The 15,980-nt window shown below is 76.4% G+C and carries 12 protein-coding genes; 8 read left to right on the forward strand and 4 right to left on the reverse strand.

Features of this window, described 5'->3' with window-relative positions; genetic code table 11:
• Positions 1-788: 788 nt before the first annotated feature.
• Positions 789-1,475 carry an NADPH-dependent F420 reductase gene (npdG, locus tag DEF28_RS06090; RefSeq protein ID WP_114398959.1) on the reverse strand — a complete coding sequence of 229 codons (687 nt, stop codon included), beginning with the start codon at positions 1,473-1,475 and terminating at the stop codon, positions 789-791.
• 194 nt (positions 1,476-1,669) lie between these two features.
• On the opposite strand from npdG, the gene DEF28_RS06095 reads away from it, so the two are divergent.
• Positions 1,670-2,263, forward strand: coding sequence for a hypothetical protein (locus DEF28_RS06095; protein WP_181874271.1), 594 nt, complete (start codon positions 1,670-1,672; stop codon positions 2,261-2,263).
• Positions 2,264-2,304: 41 nt separating this feature from the next.
• Here DEF28_RS06095 and DEF28_RS06100 read toward each other — a convergent pair whose 3' ends face one another.
• The gene (locus tag DEF28_RS06100; RefSeq protein ID WP_114397415.1) at positions 2,305-2,502 is read right to left on the reverse strand and encodes a hypothetical protein; all 198 of its coding nucleotides are present in this window, start codon (positions 2,500-2,502) and stop codon (positions 2,305-2,307) included.
• Positions 2,503-2,644: 142 nt separating this feature from the next.
• Between DEF28_RS06100 and map the strand changes: the two genes are divergently transcribed.
• The 6 genes from map (at position 2,645) to DEF28_RS06125 (ending at position 9,454) form a co-directional block, all read left to right on the forward strand.
• Positions 2,645-3,496 carry a type I methionyl aminopeptidase gene (map, locus tag DEF28_RS06105; protein WP_114397416.1) on the forward strand — a complete coding sequence of 284 codons (852 nt, stop codon included), beginning with the start codon at positions 2,645-2,647 and terminating at the stop codon, positions 3,494-3,496.
• A 112-nt stretch (positions 3,497-3,608) separates the two neighbouring features.
• The gene (locus DEF28_RS06110; protein ID WP_114397417.1) at positions 3,609-4,442 is read left to right on the forward strand and encodes a M55 family metallopeptidase; all 834 of its coding nucleotides are present in this window, start codon (positions 3,609-3,611) and stop codon (positions 4,440-4,442) included.
• Positions 4,435-5,811 carry a M20/M25/M40 family metallo-hydrolase gene (locus tag DEF28_RS06115; protein WP_114397418.1) on the forward strand — a complete coding sequence of 459 codons (1,377 nt, stop codon included), beginning with the start codon at positions 4,435-4,437 and terminating at the stop codon, positions 5,809-5,811. The genes DEF28_RS06110 and DEF28_RS06115 overlap by 8 nt, the downstream gene beginning before the upstream one ends.
• Positions 5,812-5,911: 100 nt before the next feature.
• Positions 5,912-7,972 carry a S9 family peptidase gene (locus tag DEF28_RS28345; RefSeq protein ID WP_233515125.1) on the forward strand — a complete coding sequence of 687 codons (2,061 nt, stop codon included), beginning with the start codon at positions 5,912-5,914 and terminating at the stop codon, positions 7,970-7,972.
• Positions 7,969-8,919 (forward strand): S66 peptidase family protein, encoded by a 951-nt coding sequence (locus DEF28_RS06120; protein WP_233515126.1) that lies wholly within the window; start codon positions 7,969-7,971, stop codon positions 8,917-8,919. The genes DEF28_RS28345 and DEF28_RS06120 overlap by 4 nt, the downstream gene beginning before the upstream one ends.
• Positions 8,920-9,106: 187 nt before the next feature.
• Positions 9,107-9,454 (forward strand): peptidoglycan-binding protein, encoded by a 348-nt coding sequence (locus DEF28_RS06125; RefSeq protein WP_114397419.1) that lies wholly within the window; start codon positions 9,107-9,109, stop codon positions 9,452-9,454.
• 372 nt (positions 9,455-9,826) lie between these two features.
• On the opposite strand, the gene DEF28_RS06130 is transcribed toward DEF28_RS06125, so the two are convergent.
• Together DEF28_RS06130 and DEF28_RS06140 are read right to left on the reverse strand one after the other, a co-directional pair.
• The gene (locus DEF28_RS06130) at positions 9,827-11,593 is read right to left on the reverse strand and encodes an ABC transporter ATP-binding protein (RefSeq protein ID WP_114397420.1); all 1,767 of its coding nucleotides are present in this window, start codon (positions 11,591-11,593) and stop codon (positions 9,827-9,829) included.
• A 1,051-nt stretch (positions 11,594-12,644) separates the two neighbouring features.
• The gene (locus tag DEF28_RS06140; RefSeq protein WP_220270005.1) at positions 12,645-14,426 is read right to left on the reverse strand and encodes an ABC transporter ATP-binding protein; all 1,782 of its coding nucleotides are present in this window, start codon (positions 14,424-14,426) and stop codon (positions 12,645-12,647) included.
• A 397-nt stretch (positions 14,427-14,823) separates the two neighbouring features.
• Between DEF28_RS06140 and DEF28_RS06145 the strand changes: the two genes are divergently transcribed.
• Entirely contained in the window at positions 14,824-15,960 is a 1,137-nt protein-coding gene (locus DEF28_RS06145) for a methyltransferase domain-containing protein (RefSeq protein ID WP_114397422.1), read from the forward strand.
• The last annotated feature ends 20 nt before the right edge of the window (positions 15,961-15,980 follow it).

The following is a 15,980-nucleotide window of genomic DNA, read 5'->3' on the forward strand; positions in this document are numbered from 1 at the left end:
GCTCGCAGGGGGACCGGCCTTCGGCTGTCGCGCGACACCCGGCCCCGCCCTGCGGACCGGGCAGGGCGGCCGCCGCAGCGGGGAGGCGTTCTCCCGGCTGCGCCCGAGCGCACGGTGCGCGGCGCTGCCGGCCGGCCTGGCCGAGCACGGACGCGCGTGCCGGGACCGCCCGGTGAACGACCAGTCGTACGCGCCGCACGCGCTACCGGCCGGCTTCCCCGTACCCGGGTCCGCCCCGACCCAAGCGGGCCGCCCCTCGGCACGGAGGGCCGGACAGCTCCTCGCCGGCACGGTCGCCCCCGCCCCCGGAACCACGACTCCCGTCCGACCGGAGCCGACGGGGCGGGCCGGAGCGGCCAACGGAAGACCTGCTTATGCGGCGTCTCTCCGAGGTAAGCCGGAAACCCGGCGTGGGGCGGGTCTTCAGGCGGACGCGGCGCCTCCGGCGGCCGACGCCAAGGACGCCTCCGCGCCTACCGGGCCGGGCCGGCCGCTGCCCACCGCCAGGCGGGCGGCCGTCGGGCTACCACCGGCCGCACGGGAGCGTGCCCGCTGCGGGCGGGGCCGGCTCCGTGGTCCGGCAGGCCACCGCCGGCCTCGGCGGGCAGGCCCGGCACACGGCCGTACCCGTGCTGGCCGCCCTCGGCCGGCTGCGCGACCACCTCCTGACGCACCCGCGGGAGCCCGCGGCGGCCGCCAGCGGGGCCCGCGCGGCGCCGGCCGGGCCGGCGCGGCAGGTGCCGCGCGGCGCCGTCGCCTCCCCCGTCCGCGCCGGCCGGGGGAAGGGCTCACACGTCGGTGACGCGCAGGCCCGCGTGCGCCTTGTAGCGGCGGTTGATGGAGATGAGGTTCGCGGTGAACGCCTCGACCTGGTGGGCGTTGCGCAGCCGGCCCCCGTAGATGCCGCGGACGCCCGGGATGCGGGCGGCCAGGGCGCGGACGGTGTCCGTGGCCGCGCGGTCGTCACCGAGAACGAGGACGTCGAGGTCCACCTCGTCCACGGCGGGGTCGAGGAGCACGGCGGCGGACACGTGGTGGAACGCGGCCACCACCCGGCTGCCGGGCAGCACGGCCGCGGCCTGCTGTGCGGCGCTGCCCTCCTCGACCGGCAGCGCGAACGCGCCCTGCTTGTCGAACCCGAGCGGGTTGACGCAGTCCACCACGATCTTGTCGGCGAGGCGGTCGGCGAGGCCGGCGAGCAGGTCGCGGTGGCCGTCCCACGGTACGGCGACGATGACCACGTCGCCCTGCTCGGCGACGGCGGCGTTGTCGGCACCGCTCACCGGGAGGCCGTCGCCCAGCTCCGCGGCGGCGGTCCGGGCGCGCTCCGCGCTGCGCGAGCCGATGACCACCTCGTGCCCGGCCAGGGCGAACCGCCGGGCCAGGCCGCGTCCCTGGTCGCCGGTGCCGCCGAGGACCGCGATCCGCAGCCCGGACACGTCGGGAAGGTCGTGCGGTGACTTCTGGTCTGCCATGCCCCGATCATTCCAGGGGTGCGCGCCGTGCGCTGCCGACGGGGGGCCGTGTTCGGCCGGATCCGAGCACCGGCCCGCCGCCCGCCTCCCCCTGGCCTCCCCGGACGCGCCCCGAGGGGAGCAGTCCCGCAACGGCGGCGGTCTCTTCGGCGGCATGACTGCGCGCGGCCGGACGGATACGGCACCATGGGGGTGTGGAAGCCGAGCACGTAGCGACACTGCGCGAACTCCTCGCCGCCACTCCGTGGCTGGAGCGCACCGAGGAGTTCGCCCGCGCCCTGCGCGACACCCGTGAGGCCGGGGGGCTGCTGCTCGTGGGCACCCCCGAGGAGGAGCCCTGGCACCTCGCGGCCCATCTGGCCGACGAGAGCCGCTACGCGGGCCTGCCGCAGCTCTCTCCGACCCTGCTGCGCTGGAACCCCTCCCCCGACGCCCCCGCGCACCTGCGGATCGGCCTGGACCGGTTGGCGGAAGCCCGGCGCGGCGAGACGCTGTTCGTGGTCAGCCCGGAGCGGGAGGCGCCCATCCCGCTCCTGGAGCGGATCGACGACGCCCGACGCACCGGGGCGACGATCCTCGCGCTGGACCAGGGCGACCGCGAGCTCGCGGCGCTCGCGCACGACGCCATCAGCCTCGACCCGGTCGAGGCACCGGTGTCGTTCGAGGGGATGCAGCACCTGGTGAGCAGCGCGGCGGGCAAGCCCGCGGAGCGGCGGCAGCGCCACGGCCTGCGGGACCGCATCTCGCGGTTCCTCGACGTCGTGAGCGGGCCGCGCATCCTGGACTGACCGGCCCCTTCCCGGGGGTCCGGGGCCGGCCGGGCCCCGTGTCAGTCCCGCTCGTCCTCCTCGTCCCACTGCTCATTGCGCCGGGCGACGGTGGCCAGGGCGTCGCCGGCCGCCGCCTCGTCCGGGTACGGGCCGAGCCGGTACTTGTTGGGGCAACCGGGCCCGTACTCGGGGCGGTTGTGCCTCAGGCAGAACCACCACTGGTGGTCGCCGTCCGGCAGTTCGTCGCGGTCCCTCATCCGGTACCTCTCCTCCGCGCCGCGTCACACCGGCCGCCGTGCGCGACGGCCGGCTCCACGGAGCTCCTACCCGCCCGCGGCGGGCGCCCCACCTGCGTCGGCGTTCCCGGCATCCCGGACACAGCAACTACACTCTGTCCCCATGACTACTCCGCTGGTTCCCGGGCGCCTGTCGCCGCCCCGTCCGGTCCCGTCCCACATCGAGCGGCCGGAGTACGTCGGGCGCAAGCGGCCGGTCGAGGGCGTGCTCGGTGACGTCCAGACCCCCGAGACCATCGAGGCCATGCGCGTCGCCGGCCGTATCGCCGCGCAGGCGCTGGAGGAGGTCGGCAAGCACGTCGAGCCGGGCGTGACCACGGACGAGCTCGACCGGGTCGGCCACGAGTTCCTGTGCGACCACGGGGCCTACCCGAGCACGCTCGGCTACAAGGGCTTCCCCAAGTCGCTGTGCTCGTCGCTGAACGAGGTCATCTGCCACGGCATCCCGGACGACACCGTCATCTCCGACGGCGACATCGTCAACATCGACATCACCGCCTACATCCGGGGCGTGCACGGCGACACCAACGCCACGTTCCTCGCCGGCGACGTGGACGAGGAGTCGCGGCTGCTGGTCGAGCGCACCCGCGAGGCGACGATGCGCGGCATCCGGGCCTGCCGGCCGGGTCGGCAGATCAACGTCATCGGGCGGGTGATCGAGTCCTACGCCAAGCGGTTCGGCTACGGCGTGGTGCGCGACTTCACCGGCCACGGGGTGGGCCCGGAGTTCCACTCCGGCCTGGTGGTGCCGCACTACGACGACCCCCGCGCCGACACCGTCATGGTGCCGGGCATGACGTTCACCATCGAGCCCATGATCACGCTGGGCGGGATCGGCTACGACCTGTGGGACGACGGGTGGACGGCCGTCACCTCCGACCGCAGCCGCACGGCCCAGTTCGAGCACACCATCGTGATCACGGACGACGGCGCGGAGATCCTCACCCTCCCGTGATCCCCGGCGGAGGCCGCCTCCCGCGCACCTGTGGCCCCACCCGCCACCAGCGCCCACGGGCTTGAGTGGAACAGGTGCGCCGCACAGGCGGAAAGGCATAGGGTCGGGCCCCGTGAAGATCCTCATCTCTGCCGACATGGAGGGCGCGACCGGGGTGACCTGGCCGGCCGACGTGGAACCGGGGACCGAGCAGTGGCAGCGGTGCCGCGCGATGTTCACCTCCGATGTCAACGCCGCCGTCGCGGGCTTCCTCGCCGGCGGGGCCACCGAGGTGCTCGTCAACGAGGCCCACGCCACCATGCGCAACCTGCTCCTGGAGCGGCTCGACGACCGCGCCGTCATGCTGACCGGCCGCCACAAGGACCTCAGCATGGTGGAGGGCGTGCAGCGCGGCGACGTCGACGGGGTGGCGTTCCTCGGCTACCACGCCGGAGCCGGCGCCGAGGGCGTGCTCGCCCACACCTACCTGCCCAACTCCGTCACCGGAGTGTGGCTGGACGGCGAGCCCGCCAGCGAGGGGCGCCTCAACGCCCAGGTCGTCGCGGAGTTCGGTTCGCCGGTCGTCCTCGTCACCGGCGACGACCGCGCCTGCGTCGATGCCGCCGGCTACGCGCCGCAGGCCCGCACCGTCGCGGTCAAGGAGTACGTGTCGCGCTACGCCGCGGTCTGCCGGCCGCCCGCGCGCACCGCGGAGGACATCCGCGCGGCGGCCGAGTCCGCCATGGCGCTGGCCGGCCGGGGCGAGCCCGTCCGGCACGACCCGCTCACCGTCGAGGTGGAGGTGGACGCGGCGCACCTGGCCGGCGCCGCCGCCCTGGTCCCGGGCGTCCGGCGGGTCGCCGAGCGGCGGGTGCGCTATACGTCGCGGGACGCCTTCGCGATGATCCGCTGCTTCAAAGCCGTCATGACCCTCATCTCCAACGCGGTGGAGTCCAACTATGGCTGACCGTACGGTGCCCGGCGCCCCCGGCGGCGACTGGGCGGTCGTCGACGACGAGGTCGTCCGCTTCACGTCCGAACTGATCCGCATCGACACCACCAACCGCGGCGGCGGCGACGGCCGGGAGCGTCCCGCCGCCGAGTACGTCGCCGAGCGGCTCTCCGACGCCGGGCTGCGGCCGCGGATCCTGGAGTCCGCCCCCGGCCGCGCCAACGTGGTGGCGCGCGTCGCCGGGTCCGACCCCTCGGCGCCGGGCCTGCTCCTGCACGGCCACCTCGACGTGGTGCCGGCCGACCCCGCGCTCTGGAGCGTCCCGCCCTTCTCCGGCGAGGTGCGCGACGGCATGGTGTGGGGGCGCGGGGCGCTCGACATGAAGAACGCCGTGGCGATGACGCTCGCGCTGGTGCGGGCGTGGGCGCGCACCGGGCGGCGCCCCCGCCGCGACGTCGTGCTCGCGTTCACCGCGGACGAGGAGGACAGCGCCGCCTACGGGGCCGAGTGGCTGGTGCGCGAGCACGCCGACCTGTTCGAGGGGTGCACCGAGGGCGTCAGCGAGTCGGGCGGCTACACCCACCACGCGCGCTCCGTCACCGGGCGGCCGGTTCGGCTCTACCCGGTGGCCGCGGGCGAGCGCGGCACGGCGTGGCTGCGGCTCACCGCGCACGGTACCGCCGGGCACGGTTCGCGGAGCAATACCGACAACGCGGTCGGCGCGCTGGCGGAGGCGGTGGCCCGGATCCACGCGCACCGCTGGCCGGTCCGGCTGACCCCGGTGACCCGCGCGGCCATCACCGAGATCGGCGCGGCCATGGGGGTGAAGGTCGACCTGGACGCACCCGGCTTCGTCGTCGAGCGCGACCTCGACCCGCTGCTGGAGCGGCTGGACCCGACCGGCCAGTTGATCGCCGGGACCGTGCGCAACAGCGCGAACCCGACCATGCTGGCGGCCGGCTACAAGGTGAACGTGATCCCGGAGTCGGCGTCGGCCGGAGTCGACGGCCGGGTACTGCCGGGGGCGGCGGCCGAGTTCGAGCAGACCCTGGACCGGCTCACCGGGCCGGCGGTGGAGTGGGCGTACCAGCACCGCTCACAGCCGCTCGTCTCGCCCGTGGAGTCGCCGACCTTCGCCGCGATGCGCTCCGCCCTGCTCGCGCACGACCCCGAGGGCCACGTGGTACCGGTCTGCCTGAACGGCGGGACCGACGCCAAGCAGTTCGCGGCGCTCGGCATCACCGGCTACGGGTTCACGCCGCTGCGGCTGCCCCCGGACCTCGACTACGGCACGCTGTTCCACGGCGTCGACGAGCGCGTCCCGGTGGACGCGCTGCGGTTCGGCGCGCGCGTCCTGGACCGGTTCCTGACGTCCGCCGGCTGACCGGCGTCCCTCCTCCGTGCCGCCGGCGGGACCGGCGGCCGACCCATCCGCCCCCGCTCCCGTCGACGACCGGGAGACCAGGAACAGGAAGGACCCCGGAGTGAGCAAGAGAACCCTGCCCTACGGCGCCTGGCCGTCCCCCATCGACGCGGGCGCGGTGGCGCGCCACGACGGCATCCCCAACTGGCCGACGGCGCTCGGCGACGAGGTCTGGTGGACGGAGCCGCGCCCGCACGAGCAGGGCCGCGTGACGCTGTGCCGGTCCCGGCTGGACCTCCCCTCCGTTCGGGCCGAGACGGTGCTGCCCGCGCCGTGGAACGTGCGCAGCCGGGTGCACGAGTACGGCGGCCGGCCCTATGTCCTGGCACGCGGCGGCGCCGGCTCGGGGCCGGTCGTGGTCTTCAGTGAGTACTCCGACCAGCGGCTGTACCGCTTCGAGCCGGGCCCGGCGCCGGGTCCGGACGGGCGGGAACCGGCCGAGCCGCCGGCCGCCGCGCCGCTGACTCCCCAGCCGCCGGTCCGCTCCGCGATCCGCTACGTCGAGCCGATCATCCCGCCGGGCGGTACCGAGGTGTGGTGCGTGCGGGAGACCCACCTCGGCCCGGACCCGACGGACGTGCGGCGCGACATCGTGGCCGTGCCGCTGGACGGCTCGGCGGCCGAAGACCCGTCGGCGGTGCGGGTGATCGTGGCCGGCGGGCACTTCCTCGCCTGCCCGCGCGTGTCCCCCTCCGGCGACCGGCTGTCCTGGATCAGCTGGGACCACCCCGACATGCCGTGGGACGCCACCCGGCTGCACGTGTGCGAGGTGTCGGCCGACGGCCGGGCCGGGGAGGCCCGCACGGTGGCGGGCGGGCCGCACGAGGCGGTCGTCCAGGCGGAGTGGGGCGCCGACGACACGCTGTACTGCCTCACCGATCCCGACGGCTGGTGGAATCCGTACCAGGTCAGCCTGTCCCCCGAGGGTCGGGCCGAGCGCGGACCCGTGAACCTGGCGCGGCGCGAGGAGGAGTTCGGCGGGCCGCTGTGGCAGCTGGGGAGCTCCTGGCTGCGGCCGCTGCGCGACGGCCGGATCGCGGTGGTGCACGGCCGCGCGACCACCGCGCTGGGCCTGCTCTCCCCCGACTCCGGGACGATCACCGATGTCGCGACCCCGCACACCGAGTGGTTCGGCAAGTTGACGTCGGGCGGCGCCGCGGACGCCTGGGTGATCGGGGTCGCCGCGGCCGACGCGCTGCCCGCCGAGGTGGTGGCGGTCTCCACGGTCACCGGCGAGTGGCGGTCGCTGACCCGTCCGCGCTCCCAGGACCGGCCCGAGGATCCGTTCGCCGACTTCCTGCCGCGGCCGCAGGCGCGGGTGTTCACCGGCGAGGACGGCCGGGAGGTGCACGCGAACGTGTACCAGCCGCGGCATCCGCAGGCCGCCGGCCCGCAGGGCGAGCTGCCGCCGTTCGTGATCTTCGTGCACGGCGGGCCGACCAGCCGGTCGCCCATGGTGCACGACCTGGAGGTCAGTTACTTCACCAGCCGCGGCATCGGCGTGGCCGAGGTCAACTACGGCGGCTCCACCGGACACGGCCGCGCCTACCGGGAGCGACTGCGGGAGAGCTGGGGCGTCGTCGACGTCGAGGACTGCGTGTCGGTCGCCCGCGCGCTCGCCGACCAGGGGGTCGCCGACCCGCGCCGGCTGGCGATCCGGGGCGGCAGCGCGGGCGGATGGACCACGGCGGCGGCCCTCACCTTCACCGATGTCTTCCGGTGCGGGACGATCCAGTACCCGATCCTGGACCTGGCCGGCTGGCGGACCGGCGAGACGCACGACTTCGAGTCCCGGTACCTGGAGAGCCTGGTCGGCCCATGGCCGGCGGCGCGGGAGCGCTACGAGGAGCGGTCCCCGGTCAACCACGCCGAGCGGATCACCGCGCCGTTCGTGCTGCTGCAGGGGCTGGAGGACGAGATCTGCCCGCCGGTGCAGTCGGAGCGCTTCCTGGAGCGCATCGCCGGGCGCGGTGTCCCGCACGCCTACCTGACGTTCGAGGGCGAGCAGCACGGCTTCCGCAAGGAGGAGACGATCGTGGCGGCACTGCACGCGGAGCTGTCGCTGTACGCGCAGGTCTTCGGGTTCGAGGCCGACGTGCCGCACGTGGAGCTGCGGCCGTGACCGCGGGGGCGGGCCCGCGCCGCCGGGTGGTCCGGCCGCCGCGGCTGCGCCCGGGCGACCGCGTGGCGGTGGTCGCCCCGTGCAGCCCGCCGACCCCCGAGCGGCTGGCGGCGGCGTGCGAGGTGCTGCGCGGCTGGGGGCTGGAGGTGGTGCTGGGCCGGCACGTGCGGGACCGGCATCCGCGCTTCGGCTACCTGGCCGGGCTGGACGCGGACCGGGCCCGCGACCTCCAGGACGCGTGGCTGGACCCCGGCATCGCGGCGGTCCTGTGCGCCCGCGGCGGCGACGGCGCCCACCGGACCGTGGACCTGCTGGACTTCGCCGCGATGCGCCGTGCTCGGCCGAAGGCGCTGGTGGGCTACAGCGACGTGACCGCGCTGCACGAGGCGTTCACGACGGAGTTGAGCGTGGCCACCCTGCACGGCCCGGTCATCGCCAGCCGCGACTTCCTGGAGGACGCCCGTACTCCGGCGGAGCTGCGCGCCACCCTGTTCGAGCCGGAGTCGCGGTTGGAGCTGACCTCGCCGGGCGCCGCCACGCTGGTGCCCGGCCGGGCGCGCGGCACCACCATCGGCGGCAACCTCAGCCTGCTCAGCGACGGGCTGGTCACCCCGCACAGCCGCGGGTCCGCGGCGGGCGGCATCCTGCTGCTGGAGGACGTCGGGGAGGACGTCTCCCGCATCGACCGCATGCTCACCCAGCTGCTGCGCAGCGGCTGGCTGCGCGGGGTGGCGGGGATCGCGCTCGGCTCGTGGCAGGACTGCACGCCGGACCTGGACGTGATCCGCGACCTCCTGCTGGAGCGGCTCGCCCCGCTCGGCGTCCCGGTCGTGTGGGAGCTGGGGTTCGGCCACTGCCCGAGCCAGCTCACGGTCCCGCTGGGCGTGCCGGCGGTCCTGGACGCCGACCGCGCCGTCCTGACCCTGGACCGGCCGGCGCTGACCTGACCGGCCGATCGGACCGGGCGCCCCGGCCGGCCGGGGCGCCCCTCCGGCTGCCAGCCGTCCCGGGGAACCGCCGGGCTTGACCGGACTCCAAACCCGCGCGCCTGCCGGTCTCACCCTCGGCGCGCATACTCGGGAGTGTCGGAGGGGTCCCGGCGGCCTCCCGGGGAGCAGGGGAAGGGTGACGACGATGGCGAGCATCCACGCACCGCACCGGCCGAACGGTCCGCGGGGGTCCGCCGGCGGCTCCGCCCATCACGGGGTCCGCGACACGGCGCGGTTCCTCGGCGCACTGCTGGCGAGCGTCTTCGCGGCGGACGTGGTGGTCCCCGAGGCGAAACCGGGCGAGCTCCGCGCCCGGCTCGTCGAACTGGGCTACCTGGACACCACGTCGGTCCCCACCGAACTGCGCGCGGGCCTGCGCGCCTTCCAGCAGGCGCACGGCCTGCCCGCCGACGGGGTGGCCGACGCCCGCACGGTCACCGAACTGCTGCGCCCGGTCAGCGGACGGCGCGGGCCGCATGGCACCGAACGCTGAGGCGGAGGTCAGAGCGGGCGGGCCCATCATGGTGGCCCGGGGTCCGTGCGTACCCGCACGGCGGTACACCGTCACATCCCCCTCGGCGGTCTGACGGCCGGCCGCCCTCTCACTCTCCCGCCGTTCGCCCGTCCACAACCACGGCTGGTCGGCCGCGATCGTGTCAGCCCACGAAGAGGCACCTCACCGTCGGCCCCGGCGGTGGGCTCCGCCTCGCTGACCTCCGCGGGGAGGGGTGAGCTGGTCCTTCCTCCTGGCGGCCGCCCCGGCGCCGGCGTGCTCCGACCACCACGGCCGCCGCCTTCCTTCGACGACCCCCGCCATGGACTCCGAAAACCAGGAAGTACGACCGGCGGAACCGGGAAGTCCTGCTCACCGCTGTCCGGGCAGGTTCGCCGTGGACCACGCAGCCCACAGGTCGGCGTACCGGCCGCCCGCGGCCACCAGGGCGGCGTGCGGGCCGCTCTCCACGATCCGGCCCGCGTCGAGGACGACGACGGTGTCGGCGGTGGCCGCCTGGGTGAGGCGGTGCACCACGACCACCGCCGTACGTCCGGCCAGCACGCGGTCGGCGGCGGCCTCCAGTACGCGGGCGCCCGCGCTGCCGGCCTCGGCGGTGGCCTCGTCGAGCACGGCGACCTCGGGGTCGGCGAGCGCCAGGCGGGCCAGCGCGAGCTGCTGGGCCTGCGTGGCGGTCAGCCGGTGGCCGCCGTCGCCGACAGCCGTCGCCAGCCCCTGGGGCAGCGCCTGCGCCCACTCCAGGGCGCCGGCGAGGTCGAGGGCGGCACGCAGCTCCGCGTCGCCCGCCTCGGGGCGGGCGAGCCGCAGGTCGTCGGCGAGGGTACCGGCGAACACGTGCACCTCCTGCGTGACGAGCGCGACCCGCTCGCGCGTTCCGGCGGCCCCCAGGCTCTCCAGCGGCACGCCGCCGATGGCGACCGTCCCGGCGGTGGGCTGGTGCACGCCCGCGATCAGCTTGGCGAGCGTGGTCTTGCCGGCGCCGCTCGCCCCCACGAGGGCGACCCGAGTGCCCGCCGCGATCTCCAGGTCGATACCGCGCAGCACGTCGTGGCCCGGCGTGTAGGCGTGGCGCACGCCGGCCACGCGCACCGACGCCCCCGCTGGGACGGGCGCTTCGGCGGGGTCCCGCGGCGGCTCCAGGTCGGCGATGCCGACCAGCCGCGCGAGCCCGGCGCCGGCCTCCTGCACCTGGTCGAAGAGGAACAGCAGCACGTTGATCGGATCGAACAGCCGGATGAAGAACAGCGCCGCGGCCGCCACCGCCCCGATCGTCACGGCGTCGGCCCGGACCAGGAGGAACCCGGCGACCAGGATCGCCGCCAGGCCGGTGAACTCCGCGACGTTCAGCCGGGCGAAGAAGCGGTTGCGCAGGCCGACCACGCGCAGCGCGAAGTCCACGGCCGTCCGCGACCGCGCGGCGACCAGCCCGGTGTGCCGGTCGGACAGCCCGAAGGCCCGGACCGTGGCGGCGCCGCCGACGGAGTCGAGCAGCTGCTGCGCGCGCTCGCCCTCGGCGATGCGCTGCTCCGCGTAGAGCGGCCCGGAGGTCCGCAGGTAGCGGTGCAGCGCGAACGCCTGGATCGGCACCGCGCACAGCATGGCGGCCGCGAACCGCCAGTCCAGGGCCCCCAGCCCGATCAGGGTGAACCCCACGGTCAGACCGGCCCCGGCGAAGGCCGGCAGCGCCTCGCGCACGGCGGTGGCGATGACCGCGACGTCGCCGGCCACCCGCGCCACCACGTCGCCGCTCCCGGCCTGCTCCACCCGGCTCATGGGCAGCCGCAGCGCGCGGTCCATGACCCGCTCCCGCAGCCGGGCCAGTGCCGTCTCACCGAGCCGCGAGGTGAGAACAGTCCCCAGCGCGGACAGCGCCGCGTGCCCCGCGGCGACGGCCAGCAGCAGCACGGCGGGGAGCACCAGCGCCGACGCGGGACGGCCGTCGGCGATGACGTCCACGACGTACCCGAGCAGCAGCGGCCCGGCCATCTGCACGGTGGCGCCCGCGACGAGGACGGCCAGCGTCGCGGCGGCGAGCGCCCGGTGCGGCCGCAGCAGCCGCGCGAGCGCCCGCCGGGTCTGCGCGGCGGTGGCGGTGGGCAGGGGGACGCGGGAGGTCACGGCGACACCACCATCTGGGGTTCGGGACGGCCGGGCGGCTGCCGGAGCCGGGAGGGCCGCTGGCGCGGATGCCGGCCGATCGGGTGTTCGGTCCGCGCCGTCCGTACACGGCGGCAGGCGCGAGCGGCCCCGCGCGGTCGGCGGCGGGGGACGCGAGGCGTGCGCACACCGGTCCGGCGGGAGGACGCGCCGGAGGCCGGGCGGCCCCGGTCGGAGGCCGCGGGAGCACCCGCGTCGCCCGTCAGGGGCGCCGAGCAGCCCGCCTCTACTCCGGCCGCCCGGCCGGGGACGCGGCCGTCCCCGCGACGCCGGGCGCCCGGGGTCGGCCGTGGTGGCACTCCGGCCCGCCCGGCGCCGCCGCGCGGACGGCACCGACCGGCAGCGACGGGAGCGGGCCCGTGCCGCGCCGGGACCGGCCGCCCGGCCGCCGCGGGCCGGGGCACCGGAAGGTCGGGCCCACACCGCATGCGCACATCGGTGCGGTGGTCGCGAAGGCCGCGCACCGGACGGCACCTGCCGGCAGCGGCCCGGCGGTGCTCCCGCCCGTCGCCCCTGGAGGCGCGGCCGTTCCGACCCGGGTAGCCGGCTCCCACGGAATCCGTTGCCCCGCATGTCGGGCACCGCGGCGCCGGCAGCCCGCACCGATGCGGCGACAGGCCGCGCCGCGTGGCCGAGACCGCCGGGCGGCAATGGCGCGGGAGGGTCCGGAGCGCGCCGGACACACCGGCCCCGGGGGCTTCGGCCTCCCGGCCCGGCCCACCCCGGTACGGCGGTACCGCGGACACCTGCCGCCGTTTCCACGCACGATCGTCCGGCGGGGCCGCGAGGCGAATCCACGGGCCTGGGCACCCGGTGGAGCGAGGCCCATCAGCGGCTCCCCGGCCGAACCCGTGCCGCGCCGGGACCGGCCGGCCGGCCGCCGCGGGCCGGGGCACCGGCTCCCACGGCGCCCAGCCCCCGGCCGGGCCGAGAAAGTACCGGTGGGCGCCGAGGGTGCGGTGCCGAGCCGCCGCTGGACGGTCCGCCGGCGCTCCGGGATGGCGGCGGGACCTCATGACAGCACCGCCGCGCGGTAGTCGGCGTTGTCGCGCACCAGATCCGCGTGTCGTCCGGTTGCCGCGATCCCGCCGTCGAGGACCAGCACGACACGGTCGCAGACCGCCAGCAGCGCCGGGCCGGTCGTCAGCACGACGGTGGTGCGGCCGGTGCGCAGCGCGCGCAGGCCGGAGGCGACGCGAGCCTCGGTGACGGCGTCGATGGCACTGGTCGGATCGTGCAGGACGAGCACCGGCGGGTCGGCGGCCAAGGCCCGGGCGAGGGCGACGCGCTGGCGCTGGCCGCCGGAGAGCGAGCGTCCGCGTTCGGAGACGACCGTGTCCAGGCCGTCGGGGAGGCCCGCGGCGACCTCGTCGGCCGCGGCGGCGGCCAGCGCGTCGGGGACCCGGCCGTGGTCGCGGGCCGCCGCGGTGACGTTGGCCAGCACGCTGCCCTCGAACAGGTCGGCCTCGTGGTCGGAGACCAGGATCGCGGCGTGCGCCCGGTCCGGTGCGAGGCGGTCCAGCGGCACCCCGTCCAGCAGCACCGCGCCCGCCGCCGGGCAGACGCGGTGGCCGAGGCAGTCCAGCAGCGCGGTGGCGGCGGCCTGATCCGGCACCACGACTCCGGCGACCTCGCCGGGCGCGACCTCCAGCGTGAGGCCGCGCAGGGCGCCGTGGGCGAGGCCGTCCAGCCGCAGCGCGCCCGCGGTGTCCGCGGGTTCGGTCGTGCCCGCCCCGACCGCCGGTGGCGCCGACAGCACCTCGGCGACCCGGTCGGCCGACGCCCGCACCTGGGCGAACACCGCGCCGGCCCGGAACAGCCGCTGCATGGGCCCGATCAGGAACTGGGCCAGCCCGACCACCGCGATGAGTTCGCCGACCGTGATGTCGCCCGCCAGCGCGAGGCGGCCACCGACGTAGGCGACGAGCGCCAGGAAGGCTCCGGTGACCAGGGGGGCGCCGCTCTCGTACAGCCCTTCGGCGCGGGCGGCGAGCAGGGTGGCGCGCAGCGAGTCGCGGCTGGCCGCGCGGTAGCGATCGGCCGCGGCGCGTTCGGCGCCGATGCCCTTCAGCACCCGCAGCCCGCGGACGAGGTCGGTGGCCAGCCCGGCGGCGCGGGCGACCCGCGCCTGCTCTACCGCACTTCGCCGCTCCAGCGGGCGGCCGAGCGCGTGGGTCAGCCACAGCACGGGCGGCAGGCCGACGGCCACCAGCAGGCCGAGCGGGACCGACACCCGCAGCAGAGCCACGACCGTGACGGCGAGGGCGGTCACGGCGGCCGCGGTGATGGCGACGGCGGTGGTGAGCATGGCGGTCCGCTGCGCGTCGGACGTCGCGACGCTGAGCAGCGCGCCGGGCTGCCGGCCGCGCTCGGCTCCGCCGCGCGGGTGCAGCACCCGCCGGGCCAGCTCCACCCGGAGTTCGTGCTCGGCTCCCTGGGCCACGCCCTCGATGATCCGCGCCCCGATCCGGTAGCTCCAGGAGAACGCGACGAAGACGGCCGCGAGCAGCCCGAGCCCGAGCAGCCCGCGGCGCACGTCGCCGGTGGCCACGGCACCGTCGATGACCAGCCCGACGATCACCGGGACCATGGCCTCGCCGACCTGGTGCGCCATGATCAGCGGAAGGGCGGCGGCGAGCGCGCCCCATTTGCGCACCAGCACGTGCCGCAGCAGGGAACGGCGGGTCCAGGCGGTGAGGGGGGCGGGCGACGGCGGCAGGTCCGCGCCCTGCTCGGGGGCGGGCGACCCGGATGGACCGGATCCGGTCGGGCGCGGCGCCTCCGTCGTCGTCACGCTCAGGTCCTCCCACCCCACCGGAAATCTGGCGAAGTTAGCCTAACCTAACGCGAACCGGGCGCCCGCTTCGGGGGCGCCGCCCGTCCCGGGTATCAGGCGGGGGCCGACCTGACTCGGGGCGCCGCGACGTCACACTCGGTGAAGTGCCCGATATGCCGATCCGGCGGCGACGTCACGTCCGGGGTACCACGCAGATGCCGTTGACCGAGATCGGACAACCGCCTGACCAGGCACGTTACGGCGGCTACGCTCACCGCACCACGTCCACCCGCTCTGGAGGTCGCATGGGTCGCCACGAAGGCCAGCCCAAGCCCGGCCAGCCGTACGAGCCACCGCCGACCAACCCCGACCCCCAGTCGCCCGGCGGCGGGACGCGGGAGAAACCCCAACCCCCATGACCCTGCCCGCCACTCTCGTGGCCGCTCTCAGCCGGTCGGGGCAGCTGACCGACCAGCGCTGGCGGGAGGCGATGCTCGCGGTGCCCCGGGAGCACTTCATCCCGCCGGTGGCCGTCGCCGTGTCCGCCGACACCACGCGGCGGTACCCGATCGACCGGCACACCGCCCCGGACGTCTGGTGGCAGGCGGTCTACTCCGACACCGCGATCGTCACCCAGCTGGACGACGGCGACACCCCGCTGGCCGCCGGCGACGGCGACTCCACCAGTTCGGCGTCCGCTCCTGGCATGGTGGCGGCGTTCCTCGAACTGCTGGCGCCGCTCCCGGGGGACCACGTGCTGGAGATCGGCACCGGCACCGGGTGGACCGCCGCGCTGCTGGCCGCTGTCCTCGGGGCCGACCGGGTAACCAGTGTCGAGATCGACCCCCACGTCGCCGCGCGGGCCGCGGCGAACCTGCGCGCGGTCGGGTTCGCCCCCGGACTCGTCGTGGCCGACGGCGCAGCCGGATGGCCGGGCGGCGGACCCTACGACGGCGTGCACGTCACCTGCGGCGTCCGCGACATCCCGCACGCGTGGGTGGTGCAGACCCGGCCGGGCGGCACGATCGCGCTGCCCTGGCTGCCCGGCATCGGTTACGGGCACCGGCTCCGGCTCGCCGGCACCGGCGACGGCCGCGCGGTGGGCCGGCTCACCGGCGGCTGCTCCTACATGGTGCTGCGCGCCCAGCGTCCCGTCGCCCCCGACTTCGCCGCCGACGGCGGGTGGCGGGAGAGCTCCACCCTGCTGGACCCGCGCCGGGTCCTGGACGGCCCTCCCGGTGCGCACGCCGCCGTCGCCGGGCAGCTGCCGGGCGTGTTCGGCCACGGCGCCGGCGGAACGGACGGCCGCTACCAGGCGTGGTTGTGGAGCGCCGACTCCCAGGCCCGGGTCGCCTATGACCCCGGCTACCTGCGCCGCGGCGTCGAGCAGCGCGGCCCCCGCGACCTCTGGGACGAGGCGGAGCGGGCCTACCTCACCTGGGTCGGCTGGGGGCAGCCGGAACGCGAGCGGTTCGGGGTCACGATCGACGCGGCCGGGCAGCGGGTGTGGCTCGACGTGCCCAGCAACGTCCTGCCCGTCCAGGCTCAGTAGCGACGCGCGGCTGGCGGGCC

This window comes from Marinitenerispora sediminis, assembly GCF_003336425.1.
In the GTDB taxonomy this organism is placed as follows: domain Bacteria; phylum Actinomycetota; class Actinomycetes; order Streptosporangiales; family Streptosporangiaceae; genus Marinitenerispora; species Marinitenerispora sediminis.

Bases quoted from the DNA above. Each gene is read 5' to 3' on its own strand.
- npdG (WP_114398959.1), bottom strand. From the start codon at position 1,475: ATGGCAGACCAGAAGTCACCGCACGACCTTCCCGACGTGTCCGGGCTG.
- DEF28_RS06100 (WP_114397415.1), bottom strand. From the start codon at position 2,502: ATGAGGGACCGCGACGAACTGCCGGACGGCGACCACCAGTGGTGGTTC.
- map (WP_114397416.1), top strand. From the start codon at position 2,645: ATGACTACTCCGCTGGTTCCCGGGCGCCTGTCGCCGCCCCGTCCGGTC.
- DEF28_RS06115 (WP_114397418.1), top strand. From the start codon at position 4,435: ATGGCTGACCGTACGGTGCCCGGCGCCCCCGGCGGCGACTGGGCGGTC.
- DEF28_RS06125 (WP_114397419.1), top strand. From the start codon at position 9,107: ATGGCGAGCATCCACGCACCGCACCGGCCGAACGGTCCGCGGGGGTCC.
- DEF28_RS06145 (WP_114397422.1), top strand. From the start codon at position 14,824: ATGACCCTGCCCGCCACTCTCGTGGCCGCTCTCAGCCGGTCGGGGCAG.